20 protein-coding genes are annotated in these 20,650 nt (G+C 66.8%); 8 read left to right on the top strand and 12 right to left on the bottom strand.

Annotated features, from left to right (window positions below):
- Positions 1-42: 42 nt before the first annotated feature.
- The 4 genes from N0K08_RS11165 (at position 43) to N0K08_RS11180 (ending at position 2,993) form a co-directional block, all read left to right on the top strand.
- Complete coding sequence (locus tag N0K08_RS11165; protein ID WP_261500396.1) at positions 43-588, top strand: cupin domain-containing protein; 546 nt, start codon at positions 43-45, stop codon at positions 586-588.
- A 92-nt stretch (positions 589-680) separates the two neighbouring features.
- Positions 681-1,658 (top strand): tripartite tricarboxylate transporter substrate binding protein, encoded by a 978-nt coding sequence (locus N0K08_RS11170; protein WP_261500399.1) that lies wholly within the window; start codon positions 681-683, stop codon positions 1,656-1,658.
- An 11-nt stretch (positions 1,659-1,669) separates the two neighbouring features.
- On the top strand, positions 1,670-2,350 hold the full coding sequence (locus N0K08_RS11175) for a 3-oxoacid CoA-transferase subunit A (RefSeq protein ID WP_261500400.1): 681 nt from the start codon (positions 1,670-1,672) through the stop codon (positions 2,348-2,350).
- A gap of 7 nt (positions 2,351-2,357) precedes the next feature.
- A complete protein-coding gene (locus N0K08_RS11180; protein WP_261500401.1) occupies positions 2,358-2,993 on the top strand; it encodes a 3-oxoacid CoA-transferase subunit B in 636 nt (211 codons plus the stop codon).
- A 19-nt stretch (positions 2,994-3,012) separates the two neighbouring features.
- Here the strand turns inward: N0K08_RS11180 and N0K08_RS11185 are convergent, their stop codons facing one another.
- On the bottom strand, positions 3,013-3,699 hold the full coding sequence (locus tag N0K08_RS11185; protein WP_261500402.1) for a glutathione S-transferase family protein: 687 nt from the start codon (positions 3,697-3,699) through the stop codon (positions 3,013-3,015).
- 211 nt (positions 3,700-3,910) lie between these two features.
- Between N0K08_RS11185 and N0K08_RS11190 the strand changes: the two genes are divergently transcribed.
- On the top strand, positions 3,911-5,479 hold the full coding sequence (locus tag N0K08_RS11190) for a sensor domain-containing diguanylate cyclase (protein ID WP_261500403.1): 1,569 nt from the start codon (positions 3,911-3,913) through the stop codon (positions 5,477-5,479).
- A 17-nt stretch (positions 5,480-5,496) separates the two neighbouring features.
- Here the strand turns inward: N0K08_RS11190 and N0K08_RS11195 are convergent, their stop codons facing one another.
- The 11 genes from N0K08_RS11195 to N0K08_RS11245 all read right to left on the bottom strand — a co-directional run bounded on the left by N0K08_RS11195 (position 5,497) and on the right by N0K08_RS11245 (position 17,570).
- Positions 5,497-6,681: a calcium:proton antiporter gene (locus tag N0K08_RS11195; RefSeq protein ID WP_261500404.1), complete on the bottom strand. Its 1,185-nt coding sequence runs from the start codon at positions 6,679-6,681 to the stop codon at positions 5,497-5,499.
- Between the two features lie 303 nt (positions 6,682-6,984).
- Positions 6,985-7,737, bottom strand: a complete 753-nt coding sequence (locus N0K08_RS11200) for an SDR family oxidoreductase (protein WP_261500405.1) — start codon at positions 7,735-7,737, stop codon at positions 6,985-6,987.
- Between the two features lie 10 nt (positions 7,738-7,747).
- Positions 7,748-9,181 (bottom strand): aldehyde dehydrogenase family protein, encoded by a 1,434-nt coding sequence (locus N0K08_RS11205; protein ID WP_261500409.1) that lies wholly within the window; start codon positions 9,179-9,181, stop codon positions 7,748-7,750.
- A 64-nt stretch (positions 9,182-9,245) separates the two neighbouring features.
- Complete coding sequence (locus tag N0K08_RS11210) at positions 9,246-10,346, bottom strand: isopenicillin N synthase family dioxygenase (protein WP_261500410.1); 1,101 nt, start codon at positions 10,344-10,346, stop codon at positions 9,246-9,248.
- A gap of 69 nt (positions 10,347-10,415) precedes the next feature.
- Positions 10,416-11,645, bottom strand: a complete 1,230-nt coding sequence (locus N0K08_RS11215; protein ID WP_261500411.1) for an ABC transporter substrate-binding protein — start codon at positions 11,643-11,645, stop codon at positions 10,416-10,418.
- 134 nt (positions 11,646-11,779) lie between these two features.
- Positions 11,780-12,745, bottom strand: a complete 966-nt coding sequence (locus N0K08_RS11220; RefSeq protein WP_261500412.1) for a Bug family tripartite tricarboxylate transporter substrate binding protein — start codon at positions 12,743-12,745, stop codon at positions 11,780-11,782.
- A gap of 17 nt (positions 12,746-12,762) precedes the next feature.
- Positions 12,763-13,668, bottom strand: a complete 906-nt coding sequence (locus N0K08_RS11225; RefSeq protein ID WP_261500413.1) for an ArgK/MeaB family GTPase — start codon at positions 13,666-13,668, stop codon at positions 12,763-12,765.
- Entirely contained in the window at positions 13,665-14,792 is a 1,128-nt protein-coding gene (locus N0K08_RS11230) for a CaiB/BaiF CoA transferase family protein (RefSeq protein WP_261500414.1), read from the bottom strand. The genes N0K08_RS11225 and N0K08_RS11230 overlap by 4 nt, the downstream gene beginning before the upstream one ends.
- Positions 14,789-15,205, bottom strand: coding sequence for a cobalamin B12-binding domain-containing protein (locus tag N0K08_RS11235; protein ID WP_261500415.1), 417 nt, complete (start codon positions 15,203-15,205; stop codon positions 14,789-14,791). The genes N0K08_RS11230 and N0K08_RS11235 overlap by 4 nt, the downstream gene beginning before the upstream one ends.
- Positions 15,202-16,818, bottom strand: coding sequence for an acyl-CoA mutase large subunit family protein (locus N0K08_RS11240; RefSeq protein WP_261500416.1), 1,617 nt, complete (start codon positions 16,816-16,818; stop codon positions 15,202-15,204). The genes N0K08_RS11235 and N0K08_RS11240 overlap by 4 nt, the downstream gene beginning before the upstream one ends.
- Positions 16,815-17,570, bottom strand: coding sequence for an enoyl-CoA hydratase/isomerase family protein (locus N0K08_RS11245; RefSeq protein ID WP_261500417.1), 756 nt, complete (start codon positions 17,568-17,570; stop codon positions 16,815-16,817). The genes N0K08_RS11240 and N0K08_RS11245 overlap by 4 nt, the downstream gene beginning before the upstream one ends.
- Before the next feature lie 203 nt (positions 17,571-17,773).
- Between N0K08_RS11245 and N0K08_RS11250 the strand changes: the two genes are divergently transcribed.
- The 3 genes from N0K08_RS11250 to N0K08_RS11260 all read left to right on the top strand — a co-directional run bounded on the left by N0K08_RS11250 (position 17,774) and on the right by N0K08_RS11260 (position 20,517).
- Positions 17,774-18,520, top strand: coding sequence for an IclR family transcriptional regulator (locus tag N0K08_RS11250; RefSeq protein ID WP_261500418.1), 747 nt, complete (start codon positions 17,774-17,776; stop codon positions 18,518-18,520).
- Positions 18,521-18,605: 85 nt separating this feature from the next.
- Positions 18,606-19,460, top strand: a complete 855-nt coding sequence (ada, locus tag N0K08_RS11255; RefSeq protein WP_261500419.1) for a bifunctional DNA-binding transcriptional regulator/O6-methylguanine-DNA methyltransferase Ada — start codon at positions 18,606-18,608, stop codon at positions 19,458-19,460.
- 94 nt (positions 19,461-19,554) lie between these two features.
- Positions 19,555-20,517 carry a tripartite tricarboxylate transporter substrate binding protein BugE gene (locus tag N0K08_RS11260; protein ID WP_261500420.1) on the top strand — a complete coding sequence of 321 codons (963 nt, stop codon included), beginning with the start codon at positions 19,555-19,557 and terminating at the stop codon, positions 20,515-20,517.
- Positions 20,518-20,650: the final 133 nt, after the last annotated feature.

Genomic DNA, 20,650 nt, shown 5'->3' on the forward strand with positions numbered 1-20,650 from the left:
CAGCACAATTCAAACAACGTTTAATACATTGATTGAAACCGCATGCACCTTGCCTTGCCTCCCGTGCGCCGCGTGCTGACGGCCATCGATGACCAGGGTCGCTCCTTCATCGCCGAGGACGGGCCCTCCCCCGCACGGCTGACCAGCGAAGCCCGGCCCGGCTACTGCAATGCCAACCTCTGGCGCACCGTGGGCGCACCCGCCGCGGTGCTGGCCCCCGATGACATCACGCAGCACCGCGGCGTGCTGCCGCCCGCTGGCGGAACAGTGCTGCGCGTCATCGATTTCCCGCCGCAGCCCAGCGACCCCGAGGAACAGCGCCGCCAGCATGCGGCCGTGTTCGCCGGCATGTTCCAGGACGCGCGCCATGACAGCGCCAACCCGCGCCACCCCGGCATGCATGTCACCGACACCATCGACTATGCCATCGTGCTGCAAGGCGACATCGTGGCCATCCTGGACCAAGGCGAAACCCTGCTGCGCGCCGGAGACATTCTGGTGCAACGCGGCACCCACCATGCCTGGGCCAACCGCAGCCAGGCCATGGCGCGCGTGGCCTTCATCCTGATCGACGGCCAGCGCGCCTAGCGCCACCGGTCTGCCCTGATTTCAGCGTCTCGTCCCCCTCGGCGGATGCTGCCTTGCGCAGCGTCCCGGCTACAACCACCAGGAAACACGCCATGCACCACCGCAAATTGCGCAGACTTCTCACCGTTGCAGGGCTCGCCGCGGGCTTCGCGGCCCTCGCGCCCGCCTTGGCCGCCTCGCCAGCCGACTATCCGCACAAGCCCATCACGCTGATCGTGCCCTACAGCCCGGGCGGCACCACCGACATGGCGGCGCGGGCCCTGGCCGAAAACCTGTCACGCCAGTTCCAGCAACCCGTGCTCATCGAGAACAAGCCGGGCGCGGGAGGCTCGATGGGCGTCACGGAAATGACCAAGGCCGCGCCCGACGGCTACCGCCTGACCCTGGCGCCGGTCGGCATCTTCCGCCAGCCCCACCTGCAGCCCGTGCGCTACGACCCGATTCGCGACCTGGCCTACATCGCGGCCTTCATGGAGTACGACTTCTTCGTCGCGGTGCCGGCCGACTCACCGTTCAAGACCATGAAGGACATGGTGGACTTCGCCAAGCAGAACCCGGGCGCCGTCAGCTACGGCACGCCCGGGCGTTTCTCGGGCAACCACGTGGTGCTGGCCATGCTGGGCACCAAGTACGGCGCCAAGTTCGCCCATGTGCCGTTCAAGGGCGACTCCGATTCGACCAACTCGCTGCTGGGCGGCCACCTCAAGACAGCGGTGATCGCCAACAGCATCATGCCCTTCATGCAGGCCGGCAAAGTGCGCGTGCTGGCCTCGGCCGGCGACGTCGTGAACCCGGTCTTCAAGGCGCCGACGCTCAGGGAGCTGGGCTACGACGTGTTCGTCCCCTCGCCGCTGGGCCTGGCCGGCCCCAAGGGCCTGCCCAAGCCCATCGTCGAAAAGCTCGACAAGGCCGTCAAGCTGGCCCTGGAAGACCCCAACTTCAAGAAACTGATGGATGCCAACGGCCTGCGCGCTACCTACATGGACAACGAGGCCTATACGCAATTCGCCAAGAAGGCCTTCGCCGACGAAGAGAAAGTCGTCAAGAACCTGGGCATGGAAACGGACTGAACGGGAACAAGATGATCAACAAATTCGCCGAAAGCGTACACGCGGCCGTGGCCGATGTGTTCGATGGCGCGACGATTCTGGTCGGCGGCTTCGGCGGCGCCGGCCACCCCACCGAACTGCTGCATGCCTTGATAGACCAGGGGGCGCGCGAACTCACGGTGGTCAACAACAACGCGGGCAACCACGAGACCGGGCTGGCCGCCTTGATCCAGGCCGGGCGCGTGCGCAAGATGATCTGCTCCTTTCCCAAGGCCAGCCATTCCTACGTGTTTGACCAGATGTACCGCGAAGGACGCATAGAGCTGGAAGTCGTGCCCCAGGGCACCATCGCCGAGCGCCTGCACGCCGCGGGCGCGGGCCTGTGCGGCTTTTATACGCCCACCGGCCACGGCACCGAGCTCGCCGCGGGCAAGGAAGTGCGCCTGATCAACGGCACGCATTGCGTGTTCGAGACCCCGCTGCACGGGGACTTCGCCTTCGTCCAGGCCCACCAGGCCGACCGCTGGGGCAACCTGGTCTACCGCAAGGCAGCGCGCAACTTCGGGCCCGTGATGTGCCAGGCCGCCAAGACCACCATCGTCCAGGTCAGGCAGCAGGTCGCCCTGGGCGCGCTCGATCCCGAAGCCATCGTCACGCCCGGCATCTTCGTGCAGCGCGTGGTCGAAGTGCCCCACCCCCAGGTTTCGAGTTGAGGACGCCATGCAAAGACTGACACGCGACCAGATGGCCGCCCGGCTGGCCCGCGATATCGCGCCCGGCAGCTACGTCAACATCGGCATAGGCATGCCGGAACTGGTGGCCAACCACCTCGATCCCGCCGACGAAATCCTGCTGCACAGCGAAAACGGCATCCTGGCCATGGGCCCCATGGCCAGCGGCGCGGACATCGACCCCGACCTGGTCAACGCCGGCAAGAAACCCGTCACCTTGCTGACCGGCGGCGCCTATTTCCACCACCTGGACTCGTTCGCCATCATGCGCGGCGGCCATCTGGACCTGTGCATCATGGGCGGCATGCAGGTCTCGGCCGCCGGCGACCTGGCCAACTGGTCGCTGGGCAAGCCCGGCGAGCCGCCCGCCGTGGGCGGCGCCATGGACCTGGCCGTGGGCGCGCGCAAGGTCTACATCCTGATGGAGCACAACGCCAAGGACGGCAGCCCCAAGCTGCTGCAGCGCTGCACCCTGCCGCTGACCGGACTGGGCGTGGTCGACCGCATCTACACCGACCTGGCGGTGATCCAGGTCACGCCCGCGGGTTTCCAGGTGATGGAGAAACTGGTCGCTATCTCCGACCTGGAGCTGCAGCGCGCCACGGGCGCGGAACTGAGGTTCTGAGGGCTGGGCGCGGCGCCGATCAGCCGGCGCTCGGGTCGAAGAAGCGCCGCGACAGCCCCGCGCGCCCAGGAAAGAACGGCAACCAGGGCCTGGCCTGATCTATCACCCCGGCCACGGAGGAATGCGCGAGCAAACGCTCGAAATAGGCAGCCAGGTGCACATGCTGGGGCGGCAGCGGCACATAGGCCAGGGCATAGAACAGGGCCGGCGCCGCGGCGCAGTCGGCCATGCTGAACGCCGCGCCGGCGGCCCAGTTGCGTCCCGCCAGTTGCTGGTCTATCCACGCGTAGGCCTGTGACAGCTTGCTGCGCGCTTGCGCCACGCCGAACGCGTCACGCGCCTGCTCCGGGCGCAGCAGGTCGGCCGTGAGCGCCTGCATGGGCGTCATCACGTATTGGTCGAACAAGCGGTCCCACAAGCGCACTTCGAGGGCGGCGTCCGGGTCTGCGGGGATGAGCAGATCGCCCTGGGCGTGGTGGCGCTGCAGGTACTCGATGATGATGCTGGTCTCGGGGATGGCACGCCCCCGGTCCACCAGCAGCGGAATCTTGCCCGTGGGCCACAAGGCCAGGTGCGCGGCGCGCTGCGCGGGATCGCCCAGGTCGAGCACGCGTTTGTCGACGCTGATGCGCAGGACATCCAAGGCAATCAACACCTTGTGGCAATAGGAAGACAGCGGGTGGTAGTACAAGGTGAGCGCAGTCATAAGGGCTCCAGGTTTGCCTGTAGCGGGCAATATAGTCTTGCGCCTCTCGCCAGTCGAGCGCCCGTGCCGGCCTGGCTGTGCCGTTCGGGGGGATTTCCGGGGATGGTGGAGAATTCCCCCCGGCCCTATCCCATCCAGACCAGCAGGGGGGCGCAGCAGCAGGCAACGCAAGAGGGCCGCTAATGCCTGAATGATGATCGGGAATGTGGAAATGTTTTTTAGCAAGGGGCAGGAAGATGCCCTCGTGCAGGATGGCGAAAGCCGGGGCAAGGCGCAGGCCGTGAAACGCGATGCCCAGCTCGCAACATGCCTGCTGCTGGTGGTTTTTGTCTCGGTGCTGGCGGCCACTTTCTGGCAGATCGCCTCGGCGCGCCAGCGTGCCCTGGCCGAGATCGAAACCCACAACCGCAACCTGGCGCAGACGCTGGACACCTATGCCGAAGGCGTTCTCACCCAGAGCTCCATGCTGCTGCTGGGCATGGCCGAGCGCCTGGAGGTCGAAGGCGTCACGTCCGGGCATTTGCAGCGCATGCAGCAGCTGGTCAATCGCCAGACGCATTTGCTCAACCAGCTCAACGAGCTGCTGGTGCTCGATGCGCGCGGGCAGTGGCTGATGTCCTCCAGGGGGGCGTTCCCCCCCGGGTCGAACAGCGCCGACCGCAGCTTTTTTCTGCACCACCGCGACAGCCCTTCGCAGGACGTCTTGATAGGGCCGCCCATCCGCAGTCGCTCCACGGGCGAATGGGTGTTGACCGTCAGCCGGCGTTTCGAGGACCGGCAGGGGCGGTTCGCCGGCGTCATCGTCGTGGCCCTGGGCATGGAACATTTTCTCGATCTGTTCGGCAAGATCGATATCGGCAAACAAGGCGTCATCGCGCTGGCCACGGCCAGCGGACAGCTGCTCGTGCGCCATCCGTTTCGCGAGCAGAACCTGGGCCAGGATTTTTCCCGCTCCCCGAATTTCCTGCGTTACTACGCGGGCCTGAAGTCCGGCACGGCCTCCTTTCGTTCCGGCATAGATGGCACGGAAAGGCTTTACGCCTTCCGCAGCAATGACCGCTATCCCATCTTCACCACGGTGGCCCAGGGCAAGCACGAAGCATTGGGCACATGGCGCCGCCAAACGCTGCTCACCGCCGGGGTGGTGCTCAGCCTGCTGGCGGCGATTGCCGTGATCGGCTGGCGACTGATCCGGACCATAGGGCTGCGCGTGCGGGCCGAAGCGTCCTTGCTGGCCGCGCGCGAAAAGCTGCTCAAAGCCAATCGCCAGTTGGAACAGCTGGCCATCCAGGACCCGCTGACCCATCTGGCCAACCGCCGGCACTTTGACGAAGTGCTGGAGCGCGAAGCCAGGCGCGCCGCCCGCGAGGAAACGCCGCTGGTGCTGCTGCTGGTCGATCTGGACCACTTCAAGGGTTTCAACGACAGCTATGGACATGTCGCCGGCGACGAGTGCCTCAAGGCCGTGTCCCGTCAGCTGGCACTGTGCGCGCAGCGCCCCGGGGATCTGGCGGCGCGCTATGGCGGGGAGGAACTGGGCATCATCCTGCCCAACACCACACTGGAGGGCGCCATGCACGTGGCGCGGCTGCTGCAGGAACGCATCCAGGACCTGGACATTGCCCATCGCGCCAGCCCCTTCGGCTGCGTCACGGTCAGCATCGGGGTCGCCAGCCTGCACACCGAGCAGGGCCCGCTCAGCCCAGTGCAACTGGTCGAGGCCGCCGACCGCGCGCTGTACCGCGCCAAGGCCGCGGGGCGCAATCGCGCCGAGCGCTGAGTCAGCGCAAGAGGGTTTCAGGGCTGGAACAGCAGCATGCCGAAGACGACAAACAGCATCAGGTGCATGTAGCCCTGGATGGGCGAGGTGCGCTGGCCGTTGAAGCTGAGCATGCCCAGCGCCAGGGTGACGGCAAACAACAGCGTTTCCGTGCCGGAGATGCCCATCACCACGGGCTTGCCGGTCAGCAGGCCGATGAGCAGCACGGCCGGCACCGTCAATCCCACGGTGGAGACGAAAGCGCCCAGGCACAGATTGATGGCGCGCTGCATTTCATTGTTCATCGCCGCGCGCACGGCCGTCATGGACTCGGGCGTGAACACGATGATGGCGATGAGCACGCCGCCGACGGCCGTGGGCGCGCCCGCGACAGCGATGCCGTAGTCGGTGACGACGGCCAGGTAGTGCGCCAGCAGCACGATGGGCAAAATCATGGCCAGCAGCAGCGCCGAACGCAGCCACAGCGTCTTGCGCGCGGCCGCGTCCGGGACGGAACCGGGCTGGGCCGCGGGTGCGGCCGAAGGCGCGGATGCAGGTACGGCCAGGGAACCCGGGGCCGGCTGGATGAAGAAGCGCTGGCAACTGCGCATCTGCAGCCACAGGAAAGCGCCGTACAGCAGCGCCGTCAAACCGGCCATGCCCAGGGCCTGGGAGCTGGTGAACCGCCCGCTGCCGCTGGTGTAGTTGGGCAGGACCAGCGCCGTGCCGGTCAGCAGCGCGATCATAGCCAGATAGGCGCTCGCGCCCTGGGCGTTGTATTCCTGGTCGCCATGCTTTTGCCAGCCCGCGATCAGGCAAATGCCCATGACCAGGTTCATGATGATCATCATCACCGCGAAGATGGAGTCGCGGCCTATGGTCGGGAAGTCGCCCGGCCCGAGCAGCACCGAGGCGATCAGAATCACTTCGATGGCGACGATGGACAGCGTCAGGATCAAGGTCCCGTAAGGCTCGCCCAATTGGTGGGCCAGATGGTCGGCCTCTTTCACCACGCCGAACGACGCTGCCAGGATGGTGACGAACAGCAGCAGGAAAACGCCCGCGGCCACGCCGGGACTGATGGGCGCGGCCAGCCAGCGCTCGCCGAAGACCATGAACAAGCCCACCACCAGCCAGGCGGCGGCGAGCAGGCACCAGGTGGCGGGCGGTAGCAGCCGGTCAGCAGCCGGCGCTGCGGGAGGGATGTGCGGGGATTCGGCCATGGGACTACCTCGTAAGAAGCAAAGGGCCGTCCCCCTGTGGATTCAAGGCCAAAGTCGTCCCTGGCCCGGCCCGCGCAGAGCGCGTGGGCGGCGAAATCTTAGCATGTAGGTTGAGGGGGTGACGTAGCGCTTCCATCCTTCGGCCAGCTCAGGGCGAACGGCCTTTGGCACAGGTCACAGCGTTTGAAACCGGCACGGCACAGCAGGGGGCAGCGAGGAAGGGCCGCCCCGCAGCGAGGCTGCCGTCCCCCTCCACCGAAGGTTGAGAGGGGGAAGCCGCGTGAGCGGCTCAGGGGGTGCCATTCAAATCGACCGGCCACCATCCACCGGCATCTCCAAGCCGGTCAGAAAACGCGCTTCGTCGCTGGCCAGGAACAACGCGGCGTTCGCCACGTCGACTGGCTCGCACATGCGCCCCAGGGGAATGGTGGAGACAAAGCGCGCGCGGTTCTCGGCCGTGTCCTCCACGCCCATGAAGTCCTTGAGCAGGCCCGTGGCCGCCATCACCGGCGAGATCAGGTTGACGCGGATGCCGTCGGGCGCGAGCTCCACGGCCATGGACTTGGTCATGACCTTGACCGCGCCCTTGGAGCTGTTGTACCAGGTCAGGCCGGGGCGCGGACGGATGCCGCCGACCGAGCCCACGTTGATGATCACGCCGCGCTTGTTGGCCTGCATCAGCGGCACGACGGCGCGCGTCATGTGATAAATGGACTTCACGTTGACGGCGAACACCCGGTCGAAAGTGGCTTCGTCGACGTCCAGCATGGACTGGTTGCGGTGGGTGGTGCCGGCGTTATTGACCACCACGTCGGGCGTGCCGAAACGCTGCACGCAGTGCTGGACCATGGCTTTGACCTGCTCGTAGTTGCTCACATCGCAGGCCACGGCGCTGGCGTTGTCGCCCAGTTCGGCGGCGATGCGCCGGGCCGCTTCCAGGTTCAGGTCGGCCAGCACGACTTTGGCGTGCGCGTCGACATAGGCCCGGGCAATCGCCGCGCCGAAGCCGCTGCCGGCGCCAGTGACGATGGCGATCTTGTTGCTCAATCTGGACATGGGGATTTCCTTATGCGTAGTGCTGAACAATGGTCTTGGTGGTGCTCATCTCTTCCAGGGCGAGCAGCCCTTTCTCGCGGCCGTAACCGCTTTTCTTCACGCCGCCAAAGGGCAGCTCGACGCCGCCGCCCGCGCCGTAGCAGTTGATGAAGACCTGACCGCTGGCAATGCGCTGCGCCATGCGCGCCTGCCGACTGCCGTTCTCCGTCCAGACGCCCGCAACCAGGCCGTATTCCGTGGCATTGGCCAGTTGCACGGCGTCTTCCTCGTCCTCGAAGGGCATGACGGACAGCACCGGGCCGAAGACTTCCTGGCAGGCCAGGCGGTGCTCGCGCGGCACGGGGCCGAACAGCACGGGCGCCACGAAATAGCCTGCGCGCGGGATGCCAGCCGCCAGCCGCCCCTCGGCCAGCTTGGGCACGCCCATGGCGGCGGCATCGGCGATGAAGCTGCTGACCCGGTCGTAATGCCGGGCGCTGATCAGGGGACCGCAGTCCAGGTCCATCTCCGGCGTGCCGACCTGCAGCGCCGCGAAGTGGGCGCTCATGGTCGCGACGAAGCGCTCGTAGATGCCGCGCTGCACCAGCAGCCGGCTGCCGGCCGAGCAGGTCTGGCCGGCGTTCTGCACGATGGCCTTGACGATGATGGGTGCGGCCTTGGCCAGGTCAGCATCGTCAAAGACGATTTGCGGCGACTTGCCGCCCAGCTCGAGCACGCAGGGCACATGGTTGCGTGCCGTGGATTGCTGCACCTGTATGCCGACTTCGGGCGAGCCCGTGAAGGTCGCGAAGTGGATGCCCGGGTGCGCCGTCAGCGCGGCCCCCGCCTCGGTGCCATAGCCGGTGACGATGTTCAGCGCGCCCGGCGGCAGCCCGGCCTGCAGCGCCAGCTCGCCGAGCTTCAAGGCCGTGAGGCAGGCGTCTTCGGACGGCTTGACCACGGCCGCATTGCCCATGGCCAGCGCGGGCGCGAGCGTGCGCCCCATCATCTGCGCGGGATAGTTCCAGGGAATGATGTGGGCCGTGACGCCATGCGGAATGCGCACCACGCTCACGTTGTAGCCATTCAGATAGGGAATGGTCTGGCCCAGGATCTTGTCGGCCGCACCGCCATAGAACTCGAAATAGCGCGCCACGGCCGCGGCGTCGGCGCGGGCCACGGACATGGGCTTGCCGGTGTCGCGCGCTTCCAGCTGGGCCAGTTCCTCGCCGTGCGCCAGAATGATCTGGCCCAGGCGCAGCAGGATGCGCCCGCGCTCGGTGGCCGTCATGCGCCCCCAGGGGCCGTCCAGCGCCCGCTGCGCCGCGGCCACGGCCAGGTCGATATCGGCGCTGCGCCCGCGGGCGATTTTCGTGAAAGCCAGTCCGCTGCAGGGGTCGATGACATCGATGGTTTCGCCACCGATCGCCTCGACCCATTGGCCATCGATCAACAATTTGCTCACGCCTTGCTCCTTCCAGTGAAGGCCATGGCCCGGCAGGCGCCAGACCACGGCCGATGACGACGCTTCAAGCCTTGGAATCAGCCGCCTCGGCCGGTTCGGGCTCAACTTCCTTCATGAAGTTGGCGTCGTTGTAGTGGTAGAGATCGTCCAGGTAGGGAACGAAGAAGTCATAGAAAGAGCGCTCATCGTATTTCGCCTTCTCGCCCGGCGCCATGCATTCCTTGATCGGCGCGACGCTGGCATCGTCGTCGGGGTAGAAGAAGAAGGTCATCGCATAGCGCTTCATCGGGGGGTTGACGACGCGGTGCGGCGTGGCGATGAAGCGGTCGTTCGACAGGCGATTCAGCACCTGGCCGGTGTTGACGATCAGCGCGCCTTCGACATAGCTGACCTTGAGCCATTCCTTGCTAGGCGTCATGACCTGCAGCCCGACCACGGGCGTCATGGGCAGCAGCGTCAGAAAGCTGCCGTCGGAGTGCGGCGCCAGCGCGTACTGGCCTTCTTCCATCTTCTCTTCGGGATGGTAGTAGGCGCAGCGCTGGTAATACTCGGGGGCCTTGAACATGGGGGCGAAGTAGTCGGCCGGCAGACCCAGGGCGCGCGCATAAATGGGCAGCAGCTTGAGCGACAGCTGCTCCATGGCGAGCTGGTAGGCATGCAGCGTCTTCTTGAAGTCCGGCAGGCTGTCGGGCCACTGGTTCAGGCCGCGGTGGCGCACATTGGCCAGCACTTTCGGGTCGTCGGCGCTGCGGTTGCGCATGAACAGCCAGGCGGCGTTGGTGTCCTTCTTGGTGTTGACGGCGATTTTCTCCATGATGGCCGTCGATTTCAGGATCGACGACTTGGGCGGCAGATAGCCCTGGTGGTGGTAGCCCACGCGGTGGCGGTTCTTCTCCTCCATCGAAATCTCGAACAGCTTGGCGGTCTGGCGGAACGATTCGTCGATCAGCGACTGCGGAATGCCGTGGTTGACGATGGCGAAGAAGCCCAGGTTCTCCTGGATCCACTTCACATCGGCCGCCAGCTGTTCCAGCGCCCCGGGCTCCCCCGCCAGATAAGGCCCCACGTCCAGCAGCGGCAGCTCCTTGCCTTTGGCAATGGCCGCCTGAACGCTGGCCGATGCGGCCACGCGGCCCTGAATTTCCGTATACCCTGAAGTCGTCATGATGGATGTCTCCTCAATAGTGGTTGCCGAAAAATCACCTGCTCTCACAATCCGCCAACGGGGCTGCCGTCAGCTCCACAACTTGCACTTGGACTCCGCCTTGGAGGCGAAGGCCTGCTCGCCCGGAATCATCTGCACCTGCTTGTAATAGTCCCAAGCGCCCTTGGATTCGGCCGGGCTCTTGATTTCCATCAAGCGCAGATCGTGCACCATGCGGCCGTCGCCGCGGATCTGGCCGCTTTGCGTATACATGTCGTTGATCTTTTCCTTGCGCATCTGCGCCATCACGCTGTCGGCCTGGTCGCTGCCGATCTGCTTGACGGAATTCAGGTAGTGCAAGGCCGCCGAATAGCTGGCCGCCTGCATGCTGGTGGGCATCTTCTTCATCTTGTCCTGAAAGCGCGCCGCCCATTGGCGCGACTTGGCGTCCGTGTCCCAGTACCAGGCTTCGGTGAGATTGATGCCGCTGGTCGCTTTCAGCCCCAGGGAATGCACGTCGGTGATGAACAGCATCAGGCCCGCGATCTTCATGCCCGGGGAGACGCCGAATTCGCGCGCCGCCTTGATCGCATTGATGGTGTCCCCGCCGCCATTGGCCAGGCCCAGCACCTGGGCCTTGGACGCCTTGGCCTGCAGCAGGTAGGAGGAGAAATCCGAGGCGGACAAGGGGTGGCGCACGCTGCCGACAATGTTTCCGCCATTCCCCTTGACCACCTGCGTGGTCTCCTTTTCCAGGGAATCGCCAAAGGCATAGTCCACGGTCAGGAAGTACCAGCTCTTGCCGCCCTGGCGGGTCATGGCCGCGCCCGTGCCGCGCGCCAGGGCAACGGTGTCGTAGAGATAGTGCACGGTGTAGGGCGAGCACTCCTCGTTGGTGATCTGGGCCGCCACCCCGCCGGTCACCATGACGATCTTCTTCTTTTCCGCGGCCACCTTGGCGATTGCCAGGCTGGTGCCCGAACTCGGGCCGCTGATGATCATGTCCACGCCCTGGGTGTCAAACCATTCGCGCGCCTTGAGCGCCGCGATGTCGGGCTTGGCGGAATGGTTGGCCGTCACGATCTCCACGCGCTTGCCGTTGATCGTTCCGCCCACATCGGCAATCGCCATCTTCACCGCCTCGGTGATGCCATTGCCGCCCATGTCGGAGTAAAGCCCGGACATGTCGGCCAGCACGCCGATCTTCACCACATCGTCATTGATTTGCGCGCCTGCCGGTGCACAGACGGCCAGGGAAAGCAGCGCCGCCGCTACGCCGCTGGGCGCTGCCGGTCCGGTGCCGAGAAGAGAAATTTTCATGTTGTCTCCTGCTGTTCGCGTGCCATGAACTCGCCCGCCGACCGCCCGGTCGGCAGTGCGCGAAGCCGCTGCGCGGGAGGACCCGGCCCGGCGATTCCCGCCGTCGGCGGCGGCCGCTGGCGACTGGACATGGCTCAATCCACCTGCGCGCCGGACGAGCGCACCACCGCGCCCCACTTCAGCGCGTCCGCCTGCAGCAGCCGGCTGAATTCCTCGGGCTGGGTGGCATAGGGCTCGGCCCCCTGGGCCGCGAAGCTCGCCACCAGTTCCGGCGAGCGCAGCACGTCGTTCACGTCCTGGTTGATCTTCGCGACCACCGCGGGCGGCGTGCGCTGGGGCGCCATCAGCCCGAACCAGGGGTTGACGTCGAAATCCTGGAAGCCGGCTTCGGCGATGGTGGGAATGCTGGCGAAGCCCGTGGCCCGGCGCGCGCTGGTCACGGCAATCGGGCGCAGGCTGCCGCTCTTGAGCGCGCCCGCCACCGAAGGCAGGCTGGTGAATACCAGCTGTATCTGTCCGCCCATCAGGTCCTGCAGCGCCGGCGCCGCGCCGCGGTAGGGAATATGGACCAGCTTGATGTGGGCCGCCGTATTGAACATTTCGCCCAGCAGGTGGTTGACCGAGCCATTGCCGGCCGAGCCGTAGGTGATGCGCGCGGTCCGCGCGGCCTGCGCCAGTTCGACGACGCTGCGAAACGGCGCGTCCGGCTTGACCACCAGCACGAACGGCAAGGTGGCCAGCGTGGCAACGGGCGCAAAGCCCTGTACCGGATCGAAAGACAGCTTGCGGTACAGCGCGCCATTGATGGCCTGCGTGCCGACGTAGCTCATCAGCAACACGTAGCCGTTGGGCGCGGCCGCGGCCACCGCTTCCATACCCACGTTGCCGCCAGCCCCGGGGCGGTTCTCGACGACCACGGGCTGGCCCCATTTCTCGCCGAGCTTCTGGGCGACGATGCGCGCCAGCGCGTCGGAAGCGCCGCCCGGCGTCTGCGGAACAATGATGCGCACCGGCTTGCTCGGAAAGGCCGGGTCGGCGAAGGCCGCTGGAGCCGCCAGGGCGCTGGCCAGCAGCGCGCAGAGCAAAAGACGTTTGGGCATCACGGTTCCTTGGAAAGTCAAAGCGCCAGCGCAGCGCGCATCGCAGCCAGCACCGCCGTCAGCTGCTCGGCCATGGGCAGGTCCACAAAATCGTCGCCCTGCCCGGCAATCGCTTCGGCGGCGCGCATTTCCAGCAGCCGCCGCAGCCGGTAGCGCGCGCGCTGGGCACGCAGCTGCGTGCGCCATTGCGGATCGGCGCCCCGCCAGGCCTGGTGCTGGTCTATGGCCTGCGACAGCGCGCGGATCGAGTCCGGCTGCGAAGCCGAGGCCAGCAAAATGGGCGGGCGCCACGCGCCGGCAGGCGGGCGCAGCACGGCGGCGATGCGCTGGATATCGGTGGCCATCTTTTGCGCGCCGGGCAGGTCCGACTTGTTGACCACGAAGATGTCGGCCATCTCCATGATCCCGGCCTTCATGGCCTGCACCGTGTCGCCGCTGTCGGGCAGCAGCACCAGCACCAGCGTGTCCACCTGGGCCCGCACGGCGTACTCGGCCTGGCCTATGCCCACGGTTTCCAGCAGCACTTCGTCGAAGCCGAACTCGTCCATGATGTCCAGCATCTCGGGCAGGTTGTCGGCCAGGCCGTCGCAGGTGCGGCGCGAGCCCAACGAGCGGATGTACAGCTCCGTGGAGCGCTCCAGATCGTCCATGCGCACCCGGTCGCCGAGGATGGCGCCGCCGCTTTTGGGGCTGCTGGGATCGACGGCCAGCACGCCCAGCCGCCCCTTGGACAGGCGCTCCAGCGCCAGATGCCCGACCAGCGTGCTCTTGCCGGCCCCGGGCGCTCCCGTGATGCCGATGCGGCGCGCGACCTGCCTGGGCGCCTCGCGCGGCGCGGCCCGCGCCCGCTCGGCCGTGCTGGCATTGGCCATGCGCGTCAGCGCCCGCCCCAGCGCCCATCGATCCAGCGGCGCGGCGCTCATGTCGCCACCCGTCCCAGCACGGCGTCGCCATGCTCATCGAGCAGGGGCGGCAGGCCGTAGGTCGGCGCGTAGCCCTGAAAGCGTATCGGGCAGGCCACGGCCTGCAGCGGCAGGCTGCCGTCGCCCAGGGTCACCACCAGCGCACGCGCGGCGGCGATGTCGCTGCGCAAAGCCGCATTCAGCGTACCGACTTCGGCCGCCACCACGCCCAGCGGAGCCAGGCGGCGCACCCATTCGGCGGCCGACGCCTGGCGCAGCACCTCCGCCACGGCGCTGATGACTTGCGCGCGGTGCGTGCGCCGCGCGGCCATGGTGGCGAAGCGCGGGTCGGCAATCCACTCGGGGCGCGCGATCTCGTCGCAGAAGATCTTCCAGAACTTGTCATGCGTGATGAACAAGGTCAGCCAGCCGTCGGCCGTGGCGAAGATCTGCGCCGGCACCACATAGGGATGGGACGAATCCGCCAGGCGTTCCATGGTCTCGCCGGCATTGAGCGCCGCGCCCGCCAGGTAGTTGAGCTGGGACAGCATCACGTCGTACATCGCCACGTCGACCTGGCCGCCCTGGCCCTGGACGATCTTGGCCAGCAGGCCCACGGCCGCCACCAGCCCCGCCGAATTGTCGACGGCGGAGTAGCCGGCCTTGGTCGGCGGCGCCGCGGGATCGCCGGTCAAGGCCATCACGCCGGTCATGGCCTGGATCACGTAGTCATAGGCCGGGCTCTCGGCGTACGGCCCCTCCAGGCCGTAGCCGGTCACGGCCACGCAGACCAGGCGCTCGTTCCAGACCCGCAGCGCGTCGTAGGTCAGGCCCAGCTTGCGTATCGCCGAAGGCCGCAGATTGGTCACCAGCGCATGCGCCGTCTCGACGATGCGGCCCAGCGCTTCGCGCCCCTCCTCGCTCGCCAGGTCCAGCACCACGCTTTTCTTGTTGCGGTTGAGGCTCGCGAAATAGGCGTTGTGCGGCCCGACGAAATGCGGGCTCACGCTGCGCGCGATGTCGCCTTCGGGGGCCTCGATCTTGATGACTTCGGCCCCCAGGTCGGCCAGCATCAGACCGCAGTAGGGGCCGGCCAGCATGTGGCCGACTTCCACGATGCGTATCCCGGCGAGCGGCGCGTTCATGCCAGACTCTTCGCCAAAGCGCGCACCACGCTGTCCAGGGGCATGTCGGCGGTGAAGATCGCCGCCACGCCCAGGCCATGCAGATGCGCCTGGTCCTCGGCGGGAATCGTGCCGCCGACAAACACCTTGATGCCCTCGGCCTTGAGTTCGCGCAGCTGCTCCATCACCTGTGCGACCAGCTCCTTGTGGCTGCCCGACAGAATGCTCAGGCCGACGGCATCGACGCCCTCGTCCACGGCCACCTGGGCGATCTGCAGCGGGCTGCGGCGCAGACCGGTGTAGATCACTTCCGCGCCCGCGTTGCGCAGCGTCAGGGCGATGATCTTGGCGCCTATGTCGTGGCCGTCGAGGCCCGGCTTGCCTATCAGTATGCGTTTGGCCGCCAGCGCGGCTGAAGTGGGTTGGACAGTCATAAGTTCACCGGCTCCTTGAATTCGCCCCATTGCTCTTTCAGACAGGCCACCATTTCGCCCACGGTGGCGTAGGCGTGGCAGCACTCCACGAGGTAGGGCATGAGGTTTTCGTCGTCCTTGGCCGCGGCGGCGGACAGCCGGGCCAGCGTGCGGTCCACCTCGGACTGCTGGCGGGTGTCCAGCGTGCGCTGGAATTTCTCCAGCGCGCGCTGGGCCACGGTGGGATCGAGCTTGAACACTTCGCCGACCTTGACTTCCTCGTCGGCCTTCTTGAAATGGTTCTGGCCGACGATGACGTTGTGGCCCGAATCGGTGTCGAGCTTGCGCTCCAGGCCGCGCTCGGCCAGGCGCAGCTGGATCCAGCCGTCCTCGATGGCGCGGACCACGCCCCCGTAGGCATCGATCTCGCCCATCACCTTGGTGATTTCCGCCTCCATGCGGTCGGTGTGCTGCTCCAGGAAGTAGCTGCCGCCCAGCGGGTCGACCGTGCGCCCTATGCCGCTTTCGAAAGCGATGATCTGCTGCGTGCGCACCGCCAACTCGGCCGAGAACTCGGTCGGAATCTGGAAGGCTTCGTCGAAGGCGCAGGTGAAGATGGACTGGGCGCCGCCCAGCACCGCGGCCATGGTTTCCACCGCCACGCGCACCACGTTGTTGTAGGGCTGGGGCGCAACCAGGGACGAGCCGCCGCAGACCACGCCGAAGCGGAAATGCTGGGCCTTGGGGTCCTGCACGCCGTAGCGCTCCTTCATCAAGCGCGCCCACAGCCGCCGGCCCGCGCGGAACTTGGCGATCTCGTCGAAGAAGTCCATGTGCACGTAGAAGAAGAAGGACAGGCGCTTGGCGAATTTCTCCACATCGCCGCCGCGCGCCTGCAGCTCGTCCACATAGGCCAGGCCGTTGGCCAGGGTGTAGGCCATCTCCTCGGCCGCCGTCGCGCCGGCGTCACGCACATGGGCGCCGGCAATGCTGATGGGATTGAAGCGCGGCGAGACTTCGTTGGAGTAGAGGATGGAGTCGGCGATCAGGCGCATCGACGGCCGCACGGGGAAGATCCAGGTGCCGCGGGCCACGTACTCTTTCAGGATGTCGTTCTGAATGGTGCCGGTCAGCTTGCTGCGCGGCACGCCCTGCTTGTCGGCCACGGCCAGGTACATGGCGTAGATGATCGCCGCCGTGCCATTGATGGTGAACGAGGTCGAGATCCTGGCCAGGTCCAGGTCCTTGAACAGGATCTCGGCTTCGCTCAGATTGGACAGCGACACGCCGACCTTGCCGATCTCGGGCCGTGCCATGGGGTGCACCGGGTCCAGGCCGCACTGGGTGGGCAGGTCCAGCGCCACCGACAGGCCGGTCTGGCCTTTTTCCAGCAGGAACTTGTAGCGCTCGTTGGATTCCTCGGCCGTGCCAAAGCCCGAGTACTGGCGAATGGTCCACAGCCGCCCCTGGAAGCCATCGGGGAAGATGCCGCGGGTGAAAGGGTACTCGCCGGCCACACCGATGTTCTCGGCCTGCACGGCTTCGGGGCCGACGCTGACCGGGACCTCGATGCCGCTGGGGCTGACGGGCCGCAGCTGCGGCTCCAGTTGGGGAAGGTTTTCGCGGGCACTCATTTGGCGCTCCTTGTCAGGAATTGATCGGATGCGCGCCAGTGATCGTCATGCAGCCAGGTCTTGAGCACCTGCTGCCGCTCCACCGCGCGGCGATTGTCGTAGGAGGCGCCCTGGCGCCAGGCCACCGTCTGGGCCTTGATGCCGCGCAGCACCTGCGGTGCGCAGCCGCGCAAAGGCGCGAGGAATTCCTGCAGGTCCGCGCCGGCCGGCCCGTCCGCGACCACCACATCGGCCAGGCCCCATTGCAAGGCCAGGTCGGCGTCGATCAGCTCGGCGCGGCCCATCATGCGCATCGCCCGCGCACCGCCCACCAGCTGGCACAGGTCGGGCCCGCCGCCCCAGGCCGAGGAAATCGCCAGCCTTGCCTGGATGAAGCCTATGCGCGCGTGCCTGGCCTGCATGCGCATGTCGCAGGCCAGGGCCAGCTCGGCACCGCCGCCGATGGCATCGCCATTCAGATAGGCCAGCACCGGCACCGGGCAGTTGCGCACGGCGTCCAGCGCGGCGCGCGACTGCTCGGCCATCTCGGTGGTGGCGGCCGCGTCGCGCACGCTGGACAGCTCCACCAGATCGCCGCCGGCGGCGAAGAAGCGCTCGCCCGCTCCGCTGAGCACGATGAAACGCGTTTGCGCCTGCGCCCCGGCGTCGCTCACGGCCTGGGCCAGCTGCGCCAGCACCCCGCGGGCCAGCGCGTTGTGCTTTTGCGGCCGGTTGACGACGATCCACACCACCCCGTCGGGGTGTGTCTCCACTGCGATGTCATTGCTTGTTTGCACGTTACCTGCCTCCGTCGATTGGTTGCAGGTGGATGCTACGAGCGCAAAAATTCAAAAACAAGAACACTTGTTCGGTATTACGAACATAATCCAAAGCAACGCGGGAAGTCAGCCAAGCAAATGCCGTTTGTTCAGCCCGCTGAATTTACGTTCCAAACCTCTGCAGAAAGGGAAGCGCCATGTCCGGAGTTACTGCGATCGAGCGGGTCATTGACATCTTCGAGGCCTTCCAGGCGAGCCAGCGGCCGCTGTCGCTGACCGACCTGGCCGAGGCGGCGAACATTCCCAAGAGCACCTGCCACGCCATCGTCGCCACGCTGACGGAGCGCGGCTATCTCTACATGCTCAACCGGCCGCGCGCCCTCTATCCCACCAAGCGCATGTACGACGTGGCCAGCGACATCCTCGCCAAGGACCCGTTTGTCGAACACGCGACGCCGGTGCTGGAACGCTTGCGCGACGCCACGCGCGAAACCGTGATCCTCGGCAAGCGCCAGGGCGAATCCGTGATCTACCTGCAAGTCATCGAAGGCCCGCACTCCATTCGCTACTCGGCCAAGCCCGGCGAATTCAAGCCCCTGCACTCCAGCTCCATCGGCAAGGCCTTGCTGGGCAGCCTCAAGGAGCCCGAGCTGCGCAGCTGGGTGCAGGGCCGGCAGCTGCGCTCCATCACGACGACCACCAAGACCGATCCCGAGCAGTTGATCCAGGAGATTCTGGAGAGTCGGAAAATGGGCTATTTCGTCACGCGCGGCGAGAACGTCAGCGATGTCTGGGCGGTCGCGACCTTCTTGACGATCAACAACGAAACCCTGGCCGTGGCCGTGGCCGGCCCCCGGCACCGCATCGAAGGCAATGTCGCGGAATGCGCCAAGCTGCTGGTGGCGACCTGCAGCTTTCTTTCGCGCCAGCTGGTGCGCAACTGAAGCGCAGCACCGCAAGATACGGAGTGCCAAGGCGGGAATGCGCCGCTATTCTGGCCGCATCCCTTCGCTTTCCAAGGAATCCACCATGCGCTCCCAGCTTCCCGACGCTTCGGCCTCCGCCGCGCGGGCCGCGCTCGTTGCCCAGGCCTGCCGGCAGATCGAGGCCGCCGACACACCGCCTTCGCTGGCCGCCCTCGCCGCCCAGGCCGGCCTGAGCCCGGCGCATTTCCACCGCGTGTTCAAGGCCGAAACCGGCCTCACGCCCAAGGCCTATGCTTCGGCCGAACGCGCGCGCAAGCTGCGCCAGCAATTGCTGCAGCCCGAGGCCACGGTCACCGAGGCCATCTACGGCGCGGGCTTCCAGTCCAGCAGCCGCTTCTACGAGACTTCCACGCAGCGCCTGGGCATGCCGGCGCGCGACTGGCGCGACGGCGGCACGGGCGCGCACATCCACTTTGCCCTGGGCCAGTGTTCGCTGGGCGCCATCCTGGTGGCGCAAAGCCAGCGCGGCATCTGCGCCATCTTGCTGGGCGACGACCCGGAGCTGCTGCTGCGCGACCTCCAGGACCGCTTTCCCAAGGCGAGCCTGATAGGCGCGGATGCCGGTTTCGAGCAGCTGGTAGCGCAGGTCGTGGGCTTCATCGAGGCCCCGGCGCTGGGCCTGAACCTGCCGCTGGACGTGCGCGGCACGGCGTTCCAGGAGCGGGTCTGGCAGGCCTTGCGCGAAATTCCGCCGGGCAGCACCGTCAACTACAGCCAGCTGGCCGAGCGCATCCACGCGCCCAAGGCCCAGCGCGCCGTGGCCCAGGCCTGCGCCGCCAACCATATCGCCGTCGCCATTCCCTGCCACCGCGTGGTGCGCCGCGACGGCGAACTTTCCGGCTACCGTTGGGGCGTGGAGCGCAAGCGCGAGCTGCTGCGGCGCGAAAGCCAAGGCTGAAGGCCGCGTGAATCGGCAGCGGGCACGCGCATTGCTTGGTGTTTGCGTCCGTACTTGTTACGCTTGTTGAATCTTCAAAGGAAACACCGCCCCCATGCAACGCCGTCACGCACTCGCCGCCATCGCCGCCGCCACCGCTCTTCCCGGTCTGTCCCTCGCCCAGGACAAGCCTTTGCGCATCGTCGTTCCCTTCCCTCCGGGCGGCGCCACCGACATCGCCGGCCGCTCCCTGCAAGAACCCTTGCAACGCCTGCTGGGCCAGACCGTGGTCATCGAAAACCGCGCCGGTGCGGGCGGCTCCATCGGCATGGCGGAAATCGCCCGTGCCGCGGGCGACGGCCTGACCTTCGGCGTGGCTACGCTGTCCACGCACGGCGTCAACCCCGCCGTCTATCCCAAGCTGCCCTACGACCCGATCAAGGACTTCGTGGGCGTGACCGAAATCGTCAAGGCCCCGGGCATCATCGTGGTCAATCCACAGGTGCTGCCCGTCAAGGACTTTGCCGATCTGGTCAAGTACCTCAAGGCCAACCCTGGCAAGATTTCCTACGCCACGCCCGGCACCGGCACCATCGGCCACATGTGGGGCGAGCTGTTCAAGAGCGCCACGGGCACGAGCATGGTGCACATTCCCTACCGCGGTGCAGGCCCGGCCCTCAACGACGTGCTGGGCGGCCAGGTGCCGGTGTACTTCGACCAGGTGGCTTCGTCCCTGCCCCACGTCAAGTCCGGCAAGCTCAAGGCCCTGGCCGTGTCCTGGCCCGCACGCCTGGACGTGCTGCCCGACGTGCCGACCTACGCCGAGCTGGGCTACAAGCAGGCCAACGATGCCTCGTGGTTCGGTCTGGTGGCCCCCGCTTCCACGCCCGCCCCGCTGGTGCTGCGCGTGCAGCAGGCCGTGGCCGCCGCGCTCAAGGAGCCTGCCGTGCGCGACCGCCTGGCCGCCCAGGGCCTGTACCCTTCTGGCACCACGCCCGCGGACTTTTCCCAGCAGATCGTGCGTGAAATCGACAAGATGAAGCGCGTGGCGGCCTACGCCAAGATCAAGCTGGACTGAGACGGCATGCGGGCCCATGCCCTCATCCGACTGGATGGCGCGCAGGATTCGGAGTAGGCTGGCATCCGGCGGCGCGTTGCGAGGGCACGCGCCCACCGCTGATCCCGTCAAGCCACCTTCCTAAGGAGCCCGT

The sequence above is a fragment of the Acidovorax bellezanensis genome, from assembly GCF_025421555.1.
Taxonomy (GTDB): domain Bacteria; phylum Pseudomonadota; class Gammaproteobacteria; order Burkholderiales; family Burkholderiaceae_C; genus Comamonas; species Comamonas bellezanensis.

Bases quoted from the DNA above. Each gene is read 5' to 3' on its own strand.
- N0K08_RS11250 (WP_261500418.1), top strand. From the start codon at position 17,774: ATGTCCGGAGTTACTGCGATCGAGCGGGTCATTGACATCTTCGAGGCC.
- N0K08_RS11165 (WP_261500396.1), top strand. From the start codon at position 43: ATGCACCTTGCCTTGCCTCCCGTGCGCCGCGTGCTGACGGCCATCGAT.
- ada (WP_261500419.1), top strand. From the start codon at position 18,606: ATGCGCTCCCAGCTTCCCGACGCTTCGGCCTCCGCCGCGCGGGCCGCG.
- N0K08_RS11230 (WP_261500414.1), bottom strand. From the start codon at position 14,792: ATGAACGCGCCGCTCGCCGGGATACGCATCGTGGAAGTCGGCCACATG.
- N0K08_RS11185 (WP_261500402.1), bottom strand. From the start codon at position 3,699: ATGACTGCGCTCACCTTGTACTACCACCCGCTGTCTTCCTATTGCCAC.
- N0K08_RS11190 (WP_261500403.1), top strand. From the start codon at position 3,911: ATGTTTTTTAGCAAGGGGCAGGAAGATGCCCTCGTGCAGGATGGCGAA.
- N0K08_RS11260 (WP_261500420.1), top strand. From the start codon at position 19,555: ATGCAACGCCGTCACGCACTCGCCGCCATCGCCGCCGCCACCGCTCTT.
- N0K08_RS11220 (WP_261500412.1), bottom strand. From the start codon at position 12,745: ATGCCCAAACGTCTTTTGCTCTGCGCGCTGCTGGCCAGCGCCCTGGCG.
- N0K08_RS11195 (WP_261500404.1), bottom strand. From the start codon at position 6,681: ATGGCCGAATCCCCGCACATCCCTCCCGCAGCGCCGGCTGCTGACCGG.
- N0K08_RS11215 (WP_261500411.1), bottom strand. From the start codon at position 11,645: ATGAAAATTTCTCTTCTCGGCACCGGACCGGCAGCGCCCAGCGGCGTA.
- N0K08_RS11170 (WP_261500399.1), top strand. From the start codon at position 681: ATGCACCACCGCAAATTGCGCAGACTTCTCACCGTTGCAGGGCTCGCC.
- N0K08_RS11225 (WP_261500413.1), bottom strand. From the start codon at position 13,668: ATGAGCGCCGCGCCGCTGGATCGATGGGCGCTGGGGCGGGCGCTGACG.
- N0K08_RS11235 (WP_261500415.1), bottom strand. From the start codon at position 15,205: ATGACTGTCCAACCCACTTCAGCCGCGCTGGCGGCCAAACGCATACTG.
- N0K08_RS11240 (WP_261500416.1), bottom strand. From the start codon at position 16,818: ATGAGTGCCCGCGAAAACCTTCCCCAACTGGAGCCGCAGCTGCGGCCC.
- N0K08_RS11175 (WP_261500400.1), top strand. From the start codon at position 1,670: ATGATCAACAAATTCGCCGAAAGCGTACACGCGGCCGTGGCCGATGTG.
- N0K08_RS11180 (WP_261500401.1), top strand. From the start codon at position 2,358: ATGCAAAGACTGACACGCGACCAGATGGCCGCCCGGCTGGCCCGCGAT.
- N0K08_RS11210 (WP_261500410.1), bottom strand. From the start codon at position 10,346: ATGACGACTTCAGGGTATACGGAAATTCAGGGCCGCGTGGCCGCATCG.
- N0K08_RS11200 (WP_261500405.1), bottom strand. From the start codon at position 7,737: ATGTCCAGATTGAGCAACAAGATCGCCATCGTCACTGGCGCCGGCAGC.